We start from the raw sequence: 16,049 nt of genomic DNA on the forward strand, positions 1-16,049 counted from the left end.
TCCGCGATTTAGCGTGAGCAGGAACGGTGCAATAAGGAGATATGTTATGAAAACAGAGTTGCAAAGTATGGAAGAGGCCAAGCAATTGCTGCAAAAGTATTACGGGTATCCCGATTTTCGCGAGGGCCAGCGCAAGATCGTAGCGAGCGTGCTGTCCGGGGCGGATACGCTTGGCATTATGCCAACCGGAGGCGGAAAATCGATCTGTTATCAGATCCCGGCGCTAATGCTGCCAGGGCTTACGCTCGTTGTCTCGCCGCTGATCTCATTAATGAAGGATCAGGTAGATGCATTGCTGGCGGCAGGGGTATCCGCCGCTTATATTAACAGCACCTTGTCCGGTAAAGAGGTCAATGAACGGATCCGCGCTGCCAAACGCGGTGAGCTCAAGCTGCTCTATGTCGCGCCCGAGCGGCTGGAGCTCGACTGGTTCCGCGAGGAAATGAAGGAACTGACCATCTCGATGCTGGCTGTCGATGAGGCGCACTGTGTATCGCAGTGGGGGCATGATTTCCGTACAAGTTATCTGGCGGTTACGCCTTTTGTCGCTGAGCTTCCACGCCGTCCAATTGTTGCAGCCTTCACGGCGACGGCTACCCCGGAGGTCATGGACGATATGATCGGATTATTGAAGCTTCATGATCCGTCTGTGTTCGTAACCGGTCTGGGCCGAGACAATCTGGCCATGTCTGTGCTGCGCGGGGAGAACAAGCGGGAATTTGTACTGCACTACGCCAATACTCACGGCAGCCAGCCGGGCATCGTATATGCCGCGACGCGTAAAGACGTGGACGATCTGTATGAGCGCCTACGGGCAGCGGGGATCCCGACGGGGCGTTATCATGCGGGCTTGCCCGATCAAGAGCGGGAGGAGAACCAGGAGGCTTTTCTCTATGATGATATTCGCGTGATGGTCGCGACGAATGCTTTTGGCATGGGAATTGATAAATCCAATGTCCGTTACGTCATTCATTACAATATGCCCAAGAACATGGAAGCCTACGTCCAGGAAGCGGGTCGAGCCGGGCGGGACGGAGAGCCAAGCGAATGCATTCTGCTGTTCAGCGCCCAGGATATTATGACCCAGAAGTTTCTGATCGAGCAAAATCCTCAGGATGAGACGCGCAAGCACAATGAGTACCGCAAGCTGCAGCAAATGATAGAATATTGCTATTCTGCCAAATGCCTGCGCTGGGGAATGCTTGACTACTTCGGCGAGGAGCATGATCATTCCCCGTGCGGCATTTGCAGCAACTGCCGGGATGAGCGCGAGCTCGTAGATGCTACTACGGATGCGCAGATTATCTTCTCCTGCATCCATCGGATGAGAGAGAGATTCGGCGTCGCCCTTGTATCTTCTGTCTTAAAGGGATCTCAGAACAAGAAGGTGCTTCAATACCGCTTCGACCAGCTATCTACCTACGGTATGATGCGGCGGCGGACAGAGAAGGAGATCTCCGAGCTGATTAACGTATTGATCGCCGAGGGATATTTATCGCTGTCTGAAGGCCAATACCCGGTCGTGAAGCTTGCGCCGCTAGCCATTGATGTACTAAAGGGCAAGCAGCAAGTGATGCTGCGCGCGCCGGAAGCCCCTCAGACAGCGGCTGCGGGAGCGAGCGGTGGTACAAGGCGCCGAGGCCGTAATTACGACGATGGGCCATCGGCGGTGAATGAGACGGTGTTCGAGCAATTGCGTCTGATTCGTCGTGATCTGGCTGAGAAGGAACGGGTTCCGTCCTACATTATTTTCAATGATGCGACCCTGCGGGAAATGAGCGTAGTCTGTCCGACATCCGAGACGGATATGCTAAGAATAAAGGGCGTCGGCGAAGTGAAGTTCCGCAAGTATGGCGCGCCTTTTCTGGAGTTTTTTCAAAATATGGAATAGGGTTGTGAACCAAGCATGAAAGTCATCTTAACGACACTAAACGCAAAATATATCCATACCTCTTTGGCGATCCGCTTGCTCAAGGCTTACAGTGGCCATGAATTCGATATCGATCTGGTAGAGTACACAATTAAAGATCCGGTGATGAATATCGTGTCTGATCTATATCAGCGAAATCCGGATGTGATCGGGTTCTCCTGTTATATCTGGAATATGGAAGAGACGCTCAAGCTTGTTGATTTATTAAAAAAAGTGCTGCCCGACACGTTCATCGTGCTTGGCGGTCCCGAGGTGTCGTACGATACGGAATACTGGATGAAGCGTTGTCCGAATATCGACGCGATCGTAATGGGGGACGGGGAAGAGACGTTTCACCACTTATTGCAGGAACTGTCGGGTGAACGCAAGCTGCATTTTGTATTTGGAGCGGCGTATCGTAAAGGGGATGAGGTCATCGTTAATCCGGGACGACCGAAGTCGGACCTCAACACGCTGCCTTCACCACATCGCTTTTCCGAGGATCTTCCGAACCTCAGCAAACGGATCATTTATTTCGAGACGAGCCGGGGGTGTCCGTTCAGCTGCCAATTTTGCTTGTCCAGTATCGAGGTTGGGGTACGATATTACGATATCGAGCGTGTGAAGTCGGATATTATGTATCTGATTGATCATGGGGCAAAGGTGATCAAGTTCCTCGACCGGACGTTTAACATTAACCGCAGTTATGCGATGGAGATGTTCCAGTTCCTGATTGATAATCATCGCGGCTGCGTGTTCCAATTCGAGATCACCGCCGATATTATGAGGCCGGAAGTGCTTGATTTTCTGGCCGAGAATGCCCCGCCGGGGATTTTCCGCTTTGAGATCGGTGTGCAGTCGACGAATGATCCGACGAACCTGCTGGTGAAGCGTCGCCAGAACTTCACCAAGCTGACGCGTACCGTGACCAAGATTAAGGAGAGCGGCAAAATCGATCAGCATCTTGACTTGATCGCAGGCCTCCCGGAGGAGGATTATGCGACCTTCCGCAAGACATTCAACGATGTGTTCGAGATGCGTCCCGAGGAACTGCAGCTCGGTTTCTTGAAGATGCTGCGCGGTACCGGGCTGCGTATGGATGCTGACAAATATGGATATACATTCATGGACCATGCACCCTATGAAATATTGAGCAATGATGCGCTTCCTTTCCGCGATGTAATCAGGCTAAAGCGGCTGGAGGATGTGCTGGAAAAGTATTGGAACGATCACCGCATGGATCATACGATCGAATATCTGATCACACAGGAATACGCGTCACCGTTTGATTTCTTCCAGGAGTTCGGCGACTATTGGGAAGAACGAGGCTGGCAAAGAATCGGCCATCAGCTGGAGGATTTGTTCTCACGGCTGTATGAATTTCTGAATCAGCGCGGGCTTAAAGAGCCTGAGATCGTGCTTGGCTTGATGAAGCTCGATTACTATTTGGGACATAAGTATAAGCCGCGCAAAATATGGTGGGAGGACCGCATGCGCAAGCATGAACGGAACAGCTACTTCAAGGCTCTGGCTTCCAGAGGGCTGGAACTGCCCGAGCAGCTGGCTGCCCGAAATATGGACGAGCGTGAGCTTATGAAATATGCGGTCGTTGAGGAGCTGCCATTCTCGCTTACCGAGGTGCTGGCAGGCAGCACGCCGGACGCCGCTGCGGAAGCCAAGCAAGGAAACGGAACACTGCTTATTGTTCTGTATCAGCAGGAAGCGGATGAGCGCCCGGTCTACTACTCGCTTCCATTAGCGGGGGCCACCGTTCGCTAAGTCTTATTTTGTAATCAACAATCGTGTATAATCGCCTACTTCCCTGTGGACATAGAGGCTATCGTGTTTAAGCTTTGGACAAGTCAAGTCGCTTGAAAAGGAGAATCGTGTATGAAAAAGATTATGCCGTTTCTAATGTTCCAAGGCAATGCTGAGGAAGCGATGAATTATTATACCTCGCTAATCGATGATTCAGAGATAACTCATATCGTGCGTTATGGCCCTGGTGAATCCGGGGACGAAGGAAGTGTTATGCAGGCTGTATTTGCGCTGAAGGGACAGGAGTTTATGTGCATCGACAGCAATATCAAACATGAATTCACGTTTACGCCTTCTTTTTCGATCTATGTGACTTGCGATACGGAGGAAGAATTGAGCTGTCTCTATGATCAGCTATCTTGCGGCGGCAGCGTACTCATGCCCCTTGGGGACTACGGCTTCGGCAAGCAGTTCGGTTGGGTCGCGGACAAGTTCGGAGTGTCCTGGCAGTTGAATCTGGCTTAACCCCTGACATGCTACGCAAGATCCTGATTAGTATTGATTGCAATCATTAAAGGAGACTTCATGGGAAACTATCAAATTTGTGATTTCTGCGGTAATTTATCGGAGAGAAGAAGCCGGAAAATGTGTCCGAGCTGTGAGGATGCCTACCTCAAAATTCGCAGCATCGCCGAGGTTAAGCCCGATACGATGGTGATCGATATATCCCGGCAGACAGGAATCAGCGTCAGCAAGATTATTGCCTTCGCTCAAAAAGGCTTCTTCATTTTGAAAGAGGGAACTATCGAAGGACTTGACTAACTAACAGTGAAGCTCAAACCGGTTTATGTTCATAGAAATACCTGCGGGTTCTTAGGCTGTTGAAAAAACATAATAGTCTCACGGATTTCTAACGAAACTCCATATCGCTATTTTTAGAAAAATGATAGGAATGAAAATCTAACGAAACTCCATATCTTTATTTGAACGAAATTCGGGGTTTTAGGTAGAAATTTGTCTGAATAGCGATACCCAGTTTCGTTAAAATTCTTATTCGTCTTTTTTGCAGAAAATAACGATAGCCAGTTTCGTTAGCATTTGGGGCCGCGTTAGGGCAGCATGGTCGCGCTTTGCGATTCGCGTTATACAAAGTCCTATTTTCTCAATAACCTGCAGATTAGCAAGAATTCTATTAATCATTCGGAAATGAGCGGAAGAACAACATTTTTGCTCATTGTTGCAGGCTTTGCAGCTCGTACATTTCGGGAGCTTAGAGTTTAAGTGGAGGTGTCATCATTGAGCATCACGGGCATACAGACCAAGAAGCGGGATAAAGAGAGTGATCGTTCCCTCTATGTCAAAGCTGAGGAGTTCATCCGTCAATGTTATGGCGAGTTGAATAAATCCGAGGAAGAGGTCAGTCGTCGATTGGCTGGGATTGGAGCGGAGATAGAACGCCTGGGAACTTATGAATTAACCTATGAAGAACTGGAGCATGGGGCAAAAATGGCTTGGAGAAACAGCAATCGCTGTATAGGGCGGTTGTTCTGGGAATCTCTGAACGTCATCGATGCACGGCGCTTGTCCAAAGAGGAAGAGATCGCGGCAGCTTTACTGCAGCATATTGATTACGCGACAAACGGCGGGAAGATCCGCCCGGCCATCACGATATTCCATCCACGTACGACCGATCTTCATATTCGCATCTGGAATCATCAGTTGATCCGGTATGCAGGTTATGCTGAGGAGCAGGGAGTGATCGGCGACCCCGTCTCTGTGGCTTTTACCAATCAATGCAAGCGATTAGGCTGGACGGGACAAGGAACCCCATTCGATCTGTTGCCTATTGTTGTGCAGGTGAATGAGCAGCAGCCGCACGTGTTTGCCCTGCCAGACGGGGCGGTTCTGGAGGTTCCAATCAGGCACCCTGAATATGTTCGCTTCAATGAAATGAATATCAAGTGGTACGGCGTGCCGATCATCTCGGATATGGGACTTGAGATCGGAGGTTTGCATTTCACGGCTGCGCCTTTTAATGGCTGGTATATGGGAACCGAGATCGGGGCTCGCAATCTTGCCGATGAGGGCAGGTACAATTTGCTGCCGGCGATGGCTGAGGCAATGGGATTAGATGTGACATCCAACCGCTCCTTATGGAAGGATAAAGCATTGGTCGAATTAAATGCCGCCGTGCTGCATTCCTACCGTGAAGCCGGTGTGAGCATTGTTGATCATCATACCGCGGCAGAGCAGTTCGCGCTGTTCGAGCAAAGAGAGGCGAGACAGGGACGCGCCGTCACTGGGAATTGGACCTGGCTGATTCCGCCGATGTCGCCGGCAACTACGCATATATGGCATAAGCAGTACGATCACTCGTACATTACTCCCAATTTCTATATGCAGGATAAATGCTATTAGTAGGGATGGGATACATAGATGCAACCATTTATTTTATCGGATGGAGAAGCGGCTCGGCTAAAGAAGTACATCGAGAAAAAGTATGTCGATCTTGACACAGAGCAGAGACGGGCCATTTGGTCGGATGCCGCTCATCGGGTCATTGACAGCCGTCTGCCCTCTTTTCCGGAAGTGAAAGAGAAGGTGCGATTTGAGCTGCTGGACAAGCAGAGGGATACGCTGATCATCCATCAGGATGATGCATTGCGTGAGTGCCTGACTCTGGATTTGAATCAGAGTGAATTGTTGGGTGCACTGGCAGTCTGGGTAGGCAGCAGATCCGCCATGCCTTTGGAAGGAGAGAGCCTTAGGGACACCCTATTGCAATGGTCCCGGCGCTCACCCGACCAAATCTCCTTGAAGGCGTTGGTAGAAGCAGGCTCCCAAGCTTCAGCTGCCCTTCAACAAATGAATGAGCCGGGCTGTGCTTCGGAGGAGATTGCGGCAGCTGTTGAGACGGCCAGCGCAGGGAATCTAGTGAATACGGCAGAAGTAGATACTTCAACAGTCCATCGGAATTGGAGGGCCCGCCGACCCTGGGCCATTATGACGGTTATGTCAAGCTGTATGGCTGCTGCGATCTTTCTTGTGTTTACAATGAACAGCTTCAGGAACGAGCAGCCCACATCCGGAATACAGACATATCCTAGCGTGATGGAGATGATGCTGCGCGATATTCGCGAGCGGGAGAGCTTGCGGAGAGCTGGTGGTATACCTGCTGAACTTCGCTATGTGGACGTGGATAAGAAGCGGTTATCCCGATTTTTACAGGATCGAAACTCTTTACTGGCTGAAGAACCTTATTTGTCAGCGATCCTTGCATCAGCGAAGCGATATGATGTTCACCCGTTGCTGCTGTTTGCGATTACGGGGCAGGAGCAGGGTTTTGTACCAAAGGATCAAAAGCAAGCGAAGCAAATAGCGAATAATCCGTTTAATGTTTTTGGCAGCTGGGAGAGCTATAACACGACTATCGAGGTGTCGGCTGATATTGCTGCCAAGACGGTTAAAAATATTAGCCGTCGTCGTCCGGGAGATGATCATCCGATTCAATGGTTGAATCAGACCTATGCGGAGGACCCGGAATGGTGGACGATGCGGCAACAAATCGAGGGGAAATCCTTTGAGTGGGCGAAATAGCAGCCGACTCATAAAGAATTTCCCCTCGTCTAAATATCTAACGAAACTCCAGAACGTCATTGCCTCAAAAATAGGAACAAATCGATTCTAACGAAACTCCAGAATGTTATTTTGGCTCAAGGACGAGCTTAAACCCGCAAAACCACCTTAATAACGATACCTTGATTCGTTACCATTCTCAGCAGCCTTTTTTCGCCCTCATAGCGATACTACGTTTCATCGATCAAAGGGTGGCCAACTTCTTCGGTGATTTATCTTATTCTTTTTCCCATCATCGCGCCCTTGAACACTAAGATATATGGCGCTCCAGCCAATGAATCACATTGCGAGTAACTTCATCGCGGTTGATCTCATTTAGCATTTCGTGTCTTCCGCCAGGATACAGCTTCAGTTCCAGGTCCTTTATGCCCAATTGTTCATACAATTGCACCAGTCGTTTGACACCTACACCCCTTAAGCCGACCGGGTCTTGATCACCGCAAAATATGTAGATCGGCTTATCCTTCGGAATCCGGCTTACATAGTCCGGACGATGAATATCCCTTAAAATCCCGAACAAGCCTTGGAAGAATTCCGCGCTGCACAGGAAGCCGCAATAAGGATCGGCAATAAATTTGTCAACCTCCGCCTCGTCACGGGACAGCCAATCAAAGGCTGTGCGTACAGGACGAAATTGACGGTTGAAGCTGCCGAAGGAGATGGCATTCATAAGTACACTCGGATGACTTGGTCCCCGCAGATTCATCTGCAGCTTGGCAAGCCCTTCACCGAAGCCGAGGAAAGCCCTCGGTCCGTTGGTCCCGGACAGAATAAAGCCGGTGTAGTGCTCGGGTGCAGCGTACATCACCTTTTGCGTCAGGAAGGACCCCATACTGTGGCCCAGCAAAAAAAGAGGCAAATTCGGGTGCTTGTCGTGGATAATATCTCTTAACTTCGTCATGTCCCGGACCATGCCGTTCAAACCGTCCTTGCCGGGCCAACCCAGCTCGGATTGATTCGCTGCCGTCAAGCCGTGACCGCGGTGATCGCCTGCGTACACAAGAAATCCGGAGGCGGTGAGCGCCTCTGCGAACCGGGCATAACGCTTGGCGGTCTCCGCCATACCATGGGCAATCTGTACAACGCCGCGCAACGGCAGCATCATATCGTCCGGATACCAATGATAGACGAACACGGGCTGACCGGTGTCATTTTCGAAAGTAAAGGTGTTCTCTTGCATTTATAAGGACACTTCCTCTCCCAATTAGCCTTTGAGTCTAATTCCAGTTTACAGTTATTTCTTCTCGATCGCTATGAGATAAGGTGCATGAGGGCGTTGAATTTGTCGATACAGAATCGTCTGGCCGATCGATGAAGGCAGGTCCGCGGCCCAGGCCTGCACAGCCTCGGCTTCCCGGTCCCCGCCAGGATGACCCGGATAGAGCATGATCGTTGCGATCCCGCGCGGGCGCAGAAGCGAAACCGCTGTCTCCAGCGCGGCGATTGTACTCTCGGGTAGGGTGATCAGCGTTTGATCAGCCGCTTCGACGGGCAGGTAACCCAGGTTGAACATCACGGCCCCAATCCGGCCGTGGGTTGAGCCAGGAAGCTGTTCCCTCATCTCGGCATGGCTCTGCTGCAGCAAGCTGACCTGGGCCAGGGCATCGTCGGACTCGCGATCCAATCTCTCCCGGGTTAGACGGAGCGCTTCAGCCTGAATATCGAAAGCCCATATGCGGCCTCTTCGTCCGCAGGCTTTAGCCAGGAACAAGGTATCGGCTCCGGTGCCTGCGGTAGCATCGATAGCCAGGTCTCCAGGCTGGAGTCTGTCAGCGACCAGCTTATGAGCATAGCTTAGTACAGATAGAAAGCCCATCTTATCCCCTCCAATACTTGCCCTGCCAGGAGTCTCTGTTCTTCAGTTCGGCGTCGATCGCGTTCAGTACTTCCCATTTCTTCAGGCTCCATGTTGGCCCGATCAGTAGATCGCGCGGCGCATCTCCGGTTAGACGATGAACAATCATTTCGGGGGGCAGGAACTCCAAGGTGTCCACAATCAGCTTCACATATTCATCCCTCTCCAGGAAACGGAGCAGTCCTGCTTCATATTGCTTGACCATCGGTGTCTTGCGCATCAGATGAAGCAGATGAATCTTGATGCCCTGAACATCCAGCGCGGCAACTGCGCGGCCGGTATCCAGCATCATCTCATGTGATTCCTGAGGCAAGCCGTAGATGATATGTGTGCATACGCGGATGTTCCTCTTGCGCAGCTTCTCAACAGCGTCCACATAACATTGCGTATCATGGGCCCGGTTAATGAGTTCGGAGGTCGTATCATGGATCGTTTGCAGTCCCATTTCTACCCATAGATAGGTCCGTTCATGGAGTTCGGCCAGGTAATCCACGACATCATCAGGCAGGCAGTCCGGGCGTGTAGCAATAGACAGGCCAACGACTCCGGGCTGTTCAAGAATCGCTTCGAAATATTCACGAAGTACCTCGACCGGTGCGTAAGTATTCGTATAAGCCTGAAAATAACCGATATATTTGGCATGCGGCCATTTCAGATGCTGTTTGTCGCGAATTTTGTTGAATTGCGTCACCAGATCATCTCGCCTGCTGCCGGCGAAATCGCCGGACCCTCTTGAGCTGCAGAAGGTGCAGCCGCCCTTGGCAATGGAGCCGTCCCGATTCGGGCAGGTAAATCCGGCATCCAACATTACTTTGAACACTTTATCACCAAATTCATGCCGCATCTCGTAGTTCCATGTATGGAATCTTTTGTCAGACCAAAGCAGTGGAGAAGCAGATAATGAGGTATTCATTGAAAAACTCCTTTATTTGTCACAGAAATATGCGAATTGGTATCATGACCTGCCAAGTCAGCCATCTGACAGGCTCTTACGAGTTATTGTACCAAAGTTCAATTAAAAAAGGGAATGAAGGCCTACGTACTTTTCTTGCGATGGTTAACCGATTATGTTATTTTGGTTGTAATAACATTCGTTGGACCCCAATTCCAAAATATATGAAAAAGGAATCTTTCCCACTGTCTCCCCGGCGGTGTGGAGGGTTCCTTTTTCTCTGTAACTCTTTACTTTTCCGACGAACTTCGGCACAATATTTCAGTAATCGTTTTATTTTGCAAAAAGCTTGAATTCAAAAGTGATCTATAGTGGAACATCTTTTGAATGATCGCTGTAATAGTGCGTGTTCAAAAAGACGGACTTTTTGAACAACCTCTTAGTAGTATAATCACAGAAAGTGGAGGAATATCATGCGTTTACGCGGTAGAAAAGGTATTAGGGAAAATCTGGAGCAGCAGCCGGAATTGGTTGTGCTTGATCCCAAGCAATATAAGGGGCGTTGGTCCGGGCTGTTTGGCAATGATCATCCGATCCATGTGGAGCTGGGCATGGGCAAAGGCCAGTTCATCAGCGGGATGAGTGTCAAATATCCGGATGTGAATTTCATCGGGATGGACATGTACGATGAACTTGTCCGTCGCGGCAGTGAGAAAGTACGCGCGATTCATGGCCAGGCCGATCAAGAGGAGGCTGATGCGCCGGACGAGGCCATTGAGGCCCCTTCAGCTGGCGAAGGGAGTTCATTTAATGTTCGGCTTGCGCTTGGCAATGTGGAACAGATCGAGGAGATCTTCGCACCGGGCGAGATTGAGCGAATCTACTTGAACTTCAGCGATCCGTGGCCAAAGAAGAAGCATGGCAGAAGACGCCTTACGCATCCGCGTTTTTTAAATAAATACCGGTCTATTCTGAACGAGAATGGAGAGATCCATTTTAAGACGGATTCACGTTCTTTGTTCCAATTTTCGCTGAATTCCTTTGCGGCAACTGGCTTGCAGATGAACGATATATCGCTTAGCCTGCATGAGGACGGCATTAATGAGAAGCATGTGATGACCGAGTACGAGAGCAAATTTGTCGGCAAAGGAATGCCGATTCACCGCTGCGAAGTCATTATTGGGGAAGCGGCCTTAAAACGTTATCATGAACATAAAATGGATGAATTTTAATGATTAAATCTACCTCTAGCAAATGCTGCTCTATTGTGGTTGCGACCGCGATGGGGCAGCATTTGTTTTATTACGCCAAAACGCCCTCAGCATGATTAGTGCCGAGGGCGATTATTGTCGTATGTTGCCGAAAACGTTTAAGTAAACCGGCAACTATTTAATTTCATGATTGTCCACTTTCCATTTGTGGCTATCTGCCAGCAGATCGAGGATCGCCTGGGCACTCTGCATGGGGTGATAGCTGGCGATATGTTCCAGAACTTCTTCACGGGTGCGGAGCACTTCAGCATAATTGTATAGCAGGCGATGGATCCAACCTTCGATATCGCCTAAGGAGTGGATCTCGGTTCCCCAACCCTGCGATGCGAAATATTGCGAATTTTCTTCTTCCTGGCCAGGAAGAGGCTTATGGAACAGCATGGGAATTCCCTTCGCCAGGCCCTCGGTACAAGTCATGCCGCCGGGCTTCGTAATTAACAGATCAGAAACTTCCATCAGCTTATCAACCTCTTTAGTGAAGCCGAGCAGATGGATGTTAGGGTGGATATACCGCGGGTCCTTTTTCATTTTCTCAAGCTGTTTCGTGTTATTGCCGAAGCAAAAAATAATTTGAATCTCATTGTGATAGGAGGCTAGCAAGGAATTGACGGCTTCATCCTTCATAAACCCCCAACCGCCGCCCATCACGAGCACTGTAGGCAGATTGTTGAGAACGAACTGTGACCGGATATCATCCTTTTGATGCCTCTCCCAGAAGTTGGGATGTACGGGAATGCCGGTAATTTGAATTTTGGATGCACCAACACCGCGCTCAAGAAGCTTTTCCTTCACTTGCTCGGTCGATACAAGATAGCGATTCACCTCCCGGCTCACCCATGCCCCGTGCACGTCATAGTCAGTGATAACGGTGCACAACGGTACATCAAAGCCAAGCCGCTTGATCCGGGAAATCACGACGCTTGGGATCGGGTGGGTACAGACGATGACATCAGGACGCAGCTGACGGATGATCTGTAAAGTTCGCGTATAAAATATCCGATGAAGCGCCAGCGTCGTCAATCGGTTTAAAGATTTATTATAATTGCTGCGATACATCATGCGAACGAGCCGAGGCTGGGAGGAGACCGTCTTCTTATAGGCAGTAATAATGACCGGCGCTACTCTAGGGTTGAGAAAACTACCCAATTCCAGCACTCTCGTCTGAACATGCGGAGCAATTTTGCGTAAACTGCTGGAAAGTGCATATGCCGCTTGCGTATGACCTGCTCCAAACCCCTCAGATAAAAGCAATACTCTTTGTTTTTGCACTTTGGTTTCACCTTTTCCTGCAAGGTTTTCTACCAACTACAATATCCCGTTTACGCCCATAATGCAACAGTTCCGAACGCCACAGAGGAACCGATTACGGCCCCTGCAAGCACGTCGGACGGGTAATGAAGCCCCAGATAAATTCTGGATATTCCTACGAGCAGAGCAAGCGGACCAAGGACGATAATGAGCGATGGCATAACGACCATAAACGGCATCGTAACTGAGAAAATCGCCGTTGTATGCCCTGAAGGAAAAGAATGGTCCGTCAACGGATTGGGAAAAGTATTCGTGCCAGGAAGTGCCAGATACGGGCGAATGCGCGGATATATTTTCTTGGCTATAGCTACAGGAATATGGCTTAAGGCCAAGGCAACCAAAGCTTGAATACCTAGACGACTCCAAGGATTTACACTGAAATACCAGATCAATGCAGTGGCGATGATGGTAAACCAGGCTCCACCTAAATGAGTGATATAATAAAATCCGATACTTAAGGATTTACGATGTAAACGTCCGTTAATTCCTTTAAATATTTTCTGATCGAGAGATGTAAGCTTTTGAAGCAAGGAATTCATTAGGATACCTCCGATTTGTAGGGCTCTGTACGGGCCGAGCAAAATTCATGAGCGGTTCATTTGATGATCGATGCTTCATCAGTTTGTAGCATGGCATTTCCGAGTTAGACTTATCATATTTTTATTTTGCGGCCTTTTCAAGGGTAGGACGCTATTTTTTGATTTCTGGTTCAAAGGGCATTACAATGTTTTAATGATAACAGACTTCTGTAAACAATATTGGAGAATTAAGTAACTTTTTTGTGTTGTTTTCGTTATTAAGAATGAGGTAGAAAAGCAAAAAAATTAACACTACGTTAAAAAAAGGAGGGCTGAAGAAATAAAAACCGTCAAAAGTGCTGAAAATAAGACCATACTGCAATGAAACAGAGTTGCAGTGGATCATGCATCAATAAAAGGCTGACTTCAGCCGATATTTCCGCGAGGGAGGCATTACATCGTTTTTGACAAATATGCCGAAGTCGTGGAAAATCGTAATGCAATGTAAGAAAATGTTTTTCAGAAATAATGAAGAAGAAGGGTCAAAAAAAACTCCGAAAAAAATAAAAAATGGAGTTTAAGGGGGTACAAAAACAACATGTTTCAGGCTATTTTGATTGTACTGCAGGTTGTGCTCGCTGTTGTAGGGATCTATCAGTTCGGCTTGTCGTTGTTCGGCTTGTACAAGAAAAAGAGCAAAGTACATTACGAACCGCAAAAGTCATTTGCCGTACTGGTAGCAGCGCATAACGAAGAGAAAGTAGTAGGGGCCTTGATGGAGAACCTCAAGCACCTGAACTACCCAAAAGAATTGTATGATGTGTTTGTAATTTGCGATAACTGTACGGACCGTACGGCTGAGATTGTTCGCCGCCACGGTATGAACGCCTGCGTTCGCAGCAACCCGAATTTGCGGGGCAAAGGCTACGCGATCGAATGGATGCTGAAGGAATTATGGAAAATGCCCCGTCAATATGACGCGATAGTCATGTTCGACGCGGATAATCTGGCTCATCCGGATTTCCTGAGCGAGATGAACAATGATCTCTGCAGTGGCGCACGAGTCATTCAAGGCTACATCGATACAAAGAATCCGGAAGACTCCTGGATTACCGCTGCGTATGGGATCTCTTACTGGTACTGCAATCGCTTGTGGCAGTTGTCTCGTCACAATCTGAGCATGGCGAATTTCCTTGGCGGTACAGGCATGTGCTTTGAGACTAACCTGCTCAAGGAAATGGGCTGGGGCGCGACCAGTCTTGTAGAGGACCTTGAGTTCACGATGCGTTGTGTTGACCGCGGTGTATATCCGGTGTTCAACTACGATGCCAAGCTGTTCGATGAGAAGCCGCTCACGTTCAAGGCTTCTGCACGCCAGCGTTTGCGCTGGATGCAAGGGCACTTTACGGTTGCCCGCCGCTACTTCTTCCCGCTGTTGTGGAAGAGCATCAAGGAGCGCAATCTGGTCAAGCTGGACATGGCGCTTTATGGTGTGAACGTATATATCGTTCTGCTTACGTTTTTGCTGACTGCGGTTATTTGGGTCGACCAGTCGCTGCTTAGCGGGCCGCATTTTGATACCTTGTATGGGTACATGCCGCTGTGGATTTCGTTCCTGGCAATCGCCGCCAACGTATTTATCTTCCTGGCAGCGATGATATTGGAGAAGGTTAAATCCAAGAAGGTCTATGCTTATTTGATCTTGTTCCCGATTTATCTAATCTCCTGGTGGCCGATTACGTTCTATGCATTCTTCACACAGAACAACAAACAATGGAGCCATACACAGCACACCCGCGTGGTGCGCCTGGAAGAGGTTCAGAGCAAGCAAGGCTAATATTTCAGATTCAACTCTTGACATAGGATATAAGAGTGTGATACATTAATTCGTGGTTAATATTTAGGATTGCAAGCAGAGGCCGTGGCTTCTCACCTGTCCGACGTATTGTTGGCTGGTATTGATCCGTTAATTGATGAATGTACATTCATGACGAATTGACGATCAAGTGGGATGCGGGCGTTGACCTGCATCCCTTTTCTTTTGAAGATATCGGTCATAAGACCAGAATATTTTTCGGAGGTGGAGAACTATTAGTAAGGAACATATGATCAATGATGAGATTCGTGCGAAAGAGGTTCGCTTGGTAGGTGCTGAAGGTGAGCAAATCGGCATTAAGCCGCTTCGTGAAGCACTGCAGATGGCCGTGGACTTGAATCTTGATCTCGTTAACGTAGCCCCTACAGCTAAGCCGCCGGTATGCCGGATTATGGACTATGGCAAGTTCCGCTATGAACAGCAGAAGAAAGAGAAAGAGGCTCGTAAAAATCAGAAGGTTGTTGATGTTAAGGAAGTTTGGTTCCGTGCCAACATTGAGGAACATGATTTCCAAACCAAGCTTCGCAATGTCATCAAATTCTTGAAGGATGGCGACAAGGTAAAATGCTCGGTGCGCTTCCGCGGCCGGGAAATTACCCATGCTGACATCGGGAAGAAGATCCTTGACCGAGTTAAGGAAGAGGTTGCAGAAATCTCTACAGTTGAACGCATTCCAAAATTGGAAGGCCGCAGCATGATTATGATTTTAGCACCTAAAAGCAATTAATCGAGCGCAGCATCAGGGGAATTGCTCAGAGTAATTTCTGCTGATGCGCGTCGAATCACACAATTTGAGGGGGATATACCATGCCTAAAATGAAAACCCACAGCAGTCTGAAAGGACGCTTTAAAATTACTGGAACTGGTAAAGTAAGACGCTACAAAGCGAACCGCAACCACTTGCTGTCTCACAAATCCAAACGCGGCAAACGCGTATTGGCTAACAGCCCAGTAGCTTACTCGGGTGACGTTAGCCGCATGAAGCAGCAGCTTGCAAATTTGAAATAATCTAACACAACTTTTCTG

Annotated in this window: 15 protein-coding genes; 10 read left to right on the forward strand and 5 right to left on the reverse strand. The window is 48.9% G+C overall.

What is annotated here, in order from left to right:
• Positions 1 to 46: 46 nt before the first annotated feature.
• From recQ to BN1360_RS12160, 6 genes are all read left to right on the forward strand, one after another.
• The gene (gene recQ / locus BN1360_RS12135; RefSeq protein ID WP_068780112.1) at positions 47 to 1,891 is read left to right on the forward strand and encodes a DNA helicase RecQ; all 1,845 of its coding nucleotides are present in this window, start codon (positions 47 to 49) and stop codon (positions 1,889 to 1,891) included.
• 15 nt (positions 1,892 to 1,906) lie between these two features.
• Positions 1,907 to 3,688, forward strand: coding sequence for a B12-binding domain-containing radical SAM protein (locus tag BN1360_RS12140; protein ID WP_068780113.1), 1,782 nt, complete (start codon positions 1,907 to 1,909; stop codon positions 3,686 to 3,688).
• A gap of 111 nt (positions 3,689 to 3,799) precedes the next feature.
• Positions 3,800 to 4,192 carry a VOC family protein gene (locus tag BN1360_RS12145; protein ID WP_068780114.1) on the forward strand — a complete coding sequence of 131 codons (393 nt, stop codon included), beginning with the start codon at positions 3,800 to 3,802 and terminating at the stop codon, positions 4,190 to 4,192.
• A 60-nt stretch (positions 4,193 to 4,252) separates the two neighbouring features.
• The gene (locus BN1360_RS12150) at positions 4,253 to 4,489 is read left to right on the forward strand and encodes a hypothetical protein (RefSeq protein ID WP_068780115.1); all 237 of its coding nucleotides are present in this window, start codon (positions 4,253 to 4,255) and stop codon (positions 4,487 to 4,489) included.
• A 474-nt stretch (positions 4,490 to 4,963) separates the two neighbouring features.
• Positions 4,964 to 6,085 carry a nitric oxide synthase oxygenase gene (locus tag BN1360_RS12155; protein ID WP_420707895.1) on the forward strand — a complete coding sequence of 374 codons (1,122 nt, stop codon included), beginning with the start codon at positions 4,964 to 4,966 and terminating at the stop codon, positions 6,083 to 6,085.
• 18 nt (positions 6,086 to 6,103) lie between these two features.
• Entirely contained in the window at positions 6,104 to 7,264 is a 1,161-nt protein-coding gene (locus BN1360_RS12160; protein ID WP_068780116.1) for a glucosaminidase domain-containing protein, read from the forward strand.
• Positions 7,265 to 7,553: 289 nt separating this feature from the next.
• Here BN1360_RS12160 and BN1360_RS12165 read toward each other — a convergent pair whose 3' ends face one another.
• Genes BN1360_RS12165 through mnmL form a run of 3 tightly spaced genes read right to left on the reverse strand, consistent with a single transcriptional unit; the run spans position 7,554 to position 10,071 of the window.
• Positions 7,554 to 8,483, reverse strand: a complete 930-nt coding sequence (locus BN1360_RS12165; protein ID WP_068780117.1) for an alpha/beta hydrolase — start codon at positions 8,481 to 8,483, stop codon at positions 7,554 to 7,556.
• Between the two features lie 54 nt (positions 8,484 to 8,537).
• Positions 8,538 to 9,119 (reverse strand): tRNA 5-(aminomethyl)-2-thiouridylate-methyltransferase MnmM, encoded by a 582-nt coding sequence (gene mnmM / locus BN1360_RS12170; protein ID WP_068780118.1) that lies wholly within the window; start codon positions 9,117 to 9,119, stop codon positions 8,538 to 8,540.
• 1 nt (position 9,120) lies between these two features.
• Positions 9,121 to 10,071, reverse strand: a complete 951-nt coding sequence (mnmL, locus tag BN1360_RS12175; RefSeq protein WP_068780119.1) for a tRNA modification radical SAM protein MnmL/YtqA — start codon at positions 10,069 to 10,071, stop codon at positions 9,121 to 9,123.
• A 452-nt stretch (positions 10,072 to 10,523) separates the two neighbouring features.
• Between mnmL and trmB the strand changes: the two genes are divergently transcribed.
• Positions 10,524 to 11,282 (forward strand): tRNA (guanosine(46)-N7)-methyltransferase TrmB, encoded by a 759-nt coding sequence (trmB, locus tag BN1360_RS12180; RefSeq protein ID WP_068780120.1) that lies wholly within the window; start codon positions 10,524 to 10,526, stop codon positions 11,280 to 11,282.
• 153 nt (positions 11,283 to 11,435) lie between these two features.
• On the opposite strand, the gene BN1360_RS12185 is transcribed toward trmB, so the two are convergent.
• A complete protein-coding gene (locus tag BN1360_RS12185) occupies positions 11,436 to 12,590 on the reverse strand; it encodes an MGDG synthase family glycosyltransferase (protein WP_068780121.1) in 1,155 nt (384 codons plus the stop codon).
• A 50-nt stretch (positions 12,591 to 12,640) separates the two neighbouring features.
• On the reverse strand, positions 12,641 to 13,168 hold the full coding sequence (locus BN1360_RS12190; protein ID WP_068780122.1) for a phosphatase PAP2 family protein: 528 nt from the start codon (positions 13,166 to 13,168) through the stop codon (positions 12,641 to 12,643).
• Positions 13,169 to 13,745: 577 nt separating this feature from the next.
• Here BN1360_RS12190 and BN1360_RS12195 point away from each other — a divergent pair.
• The 3 genes from BN1360_RS12195 to rpmI all read left to right on the forward strand — a co-directional run bounded on the left by BN1360_RS12195 (position 13,746) and on the right by rpmI (position 16,031).
• The gene (locus tag BN1360_RS12195) at positions 13,746 to 14,984 is read left to right on the forward strand and encodes a glycosyltransferase family 2 protein (protein WP_068780123.1); all 1,239 of its coding nucleotides are present in this window, start codon (positions 13,746 to 13,748) and stop codon (positions 14,982 to 14,984) included.
• A 268-nt stretch (positions 14,985 to 15,252) separates the two neighbouring features.
• Positions 15,253 to 15,750 (forward strand): translation initiation factor IF-3, encoded by a 498-nt coding sequence (gene infC, locus BN1360_RS12200; protein ID WP_068780124.1) that lies wholly within the window; start codon positions 15,253 to 15,255, stop codon positions 15,748 to 15,750.
• 80 nt (positions 15,751 to 15,830) lie between these two features.
• Positions 15,831 to 16,031 carry a 50S ribosomal protein L35 gene (gene rpmI, locus BN1360_RS12205; RefSeq protein ID WP_068780125.1) on the forward strand — a complete coding sequence of 67 codons (201 nt, stop codon included), beginning with the start codon at positions 15,831 to 15,833 and terminating at the stop codon, positions 16,029 to 16,031.
• Positions 16,032 to 16,049 lie beyond the last annotated feature (18 nt).

Origin of the sequence: Paenibacillus sp. GM2 (genome assembly GCF_900069005.2) — a bacterium.
GTDB lineage: Bacteria > Bacillota > Bacilli > Paenibacillales > Paenibacillaceae > Fontibacillus.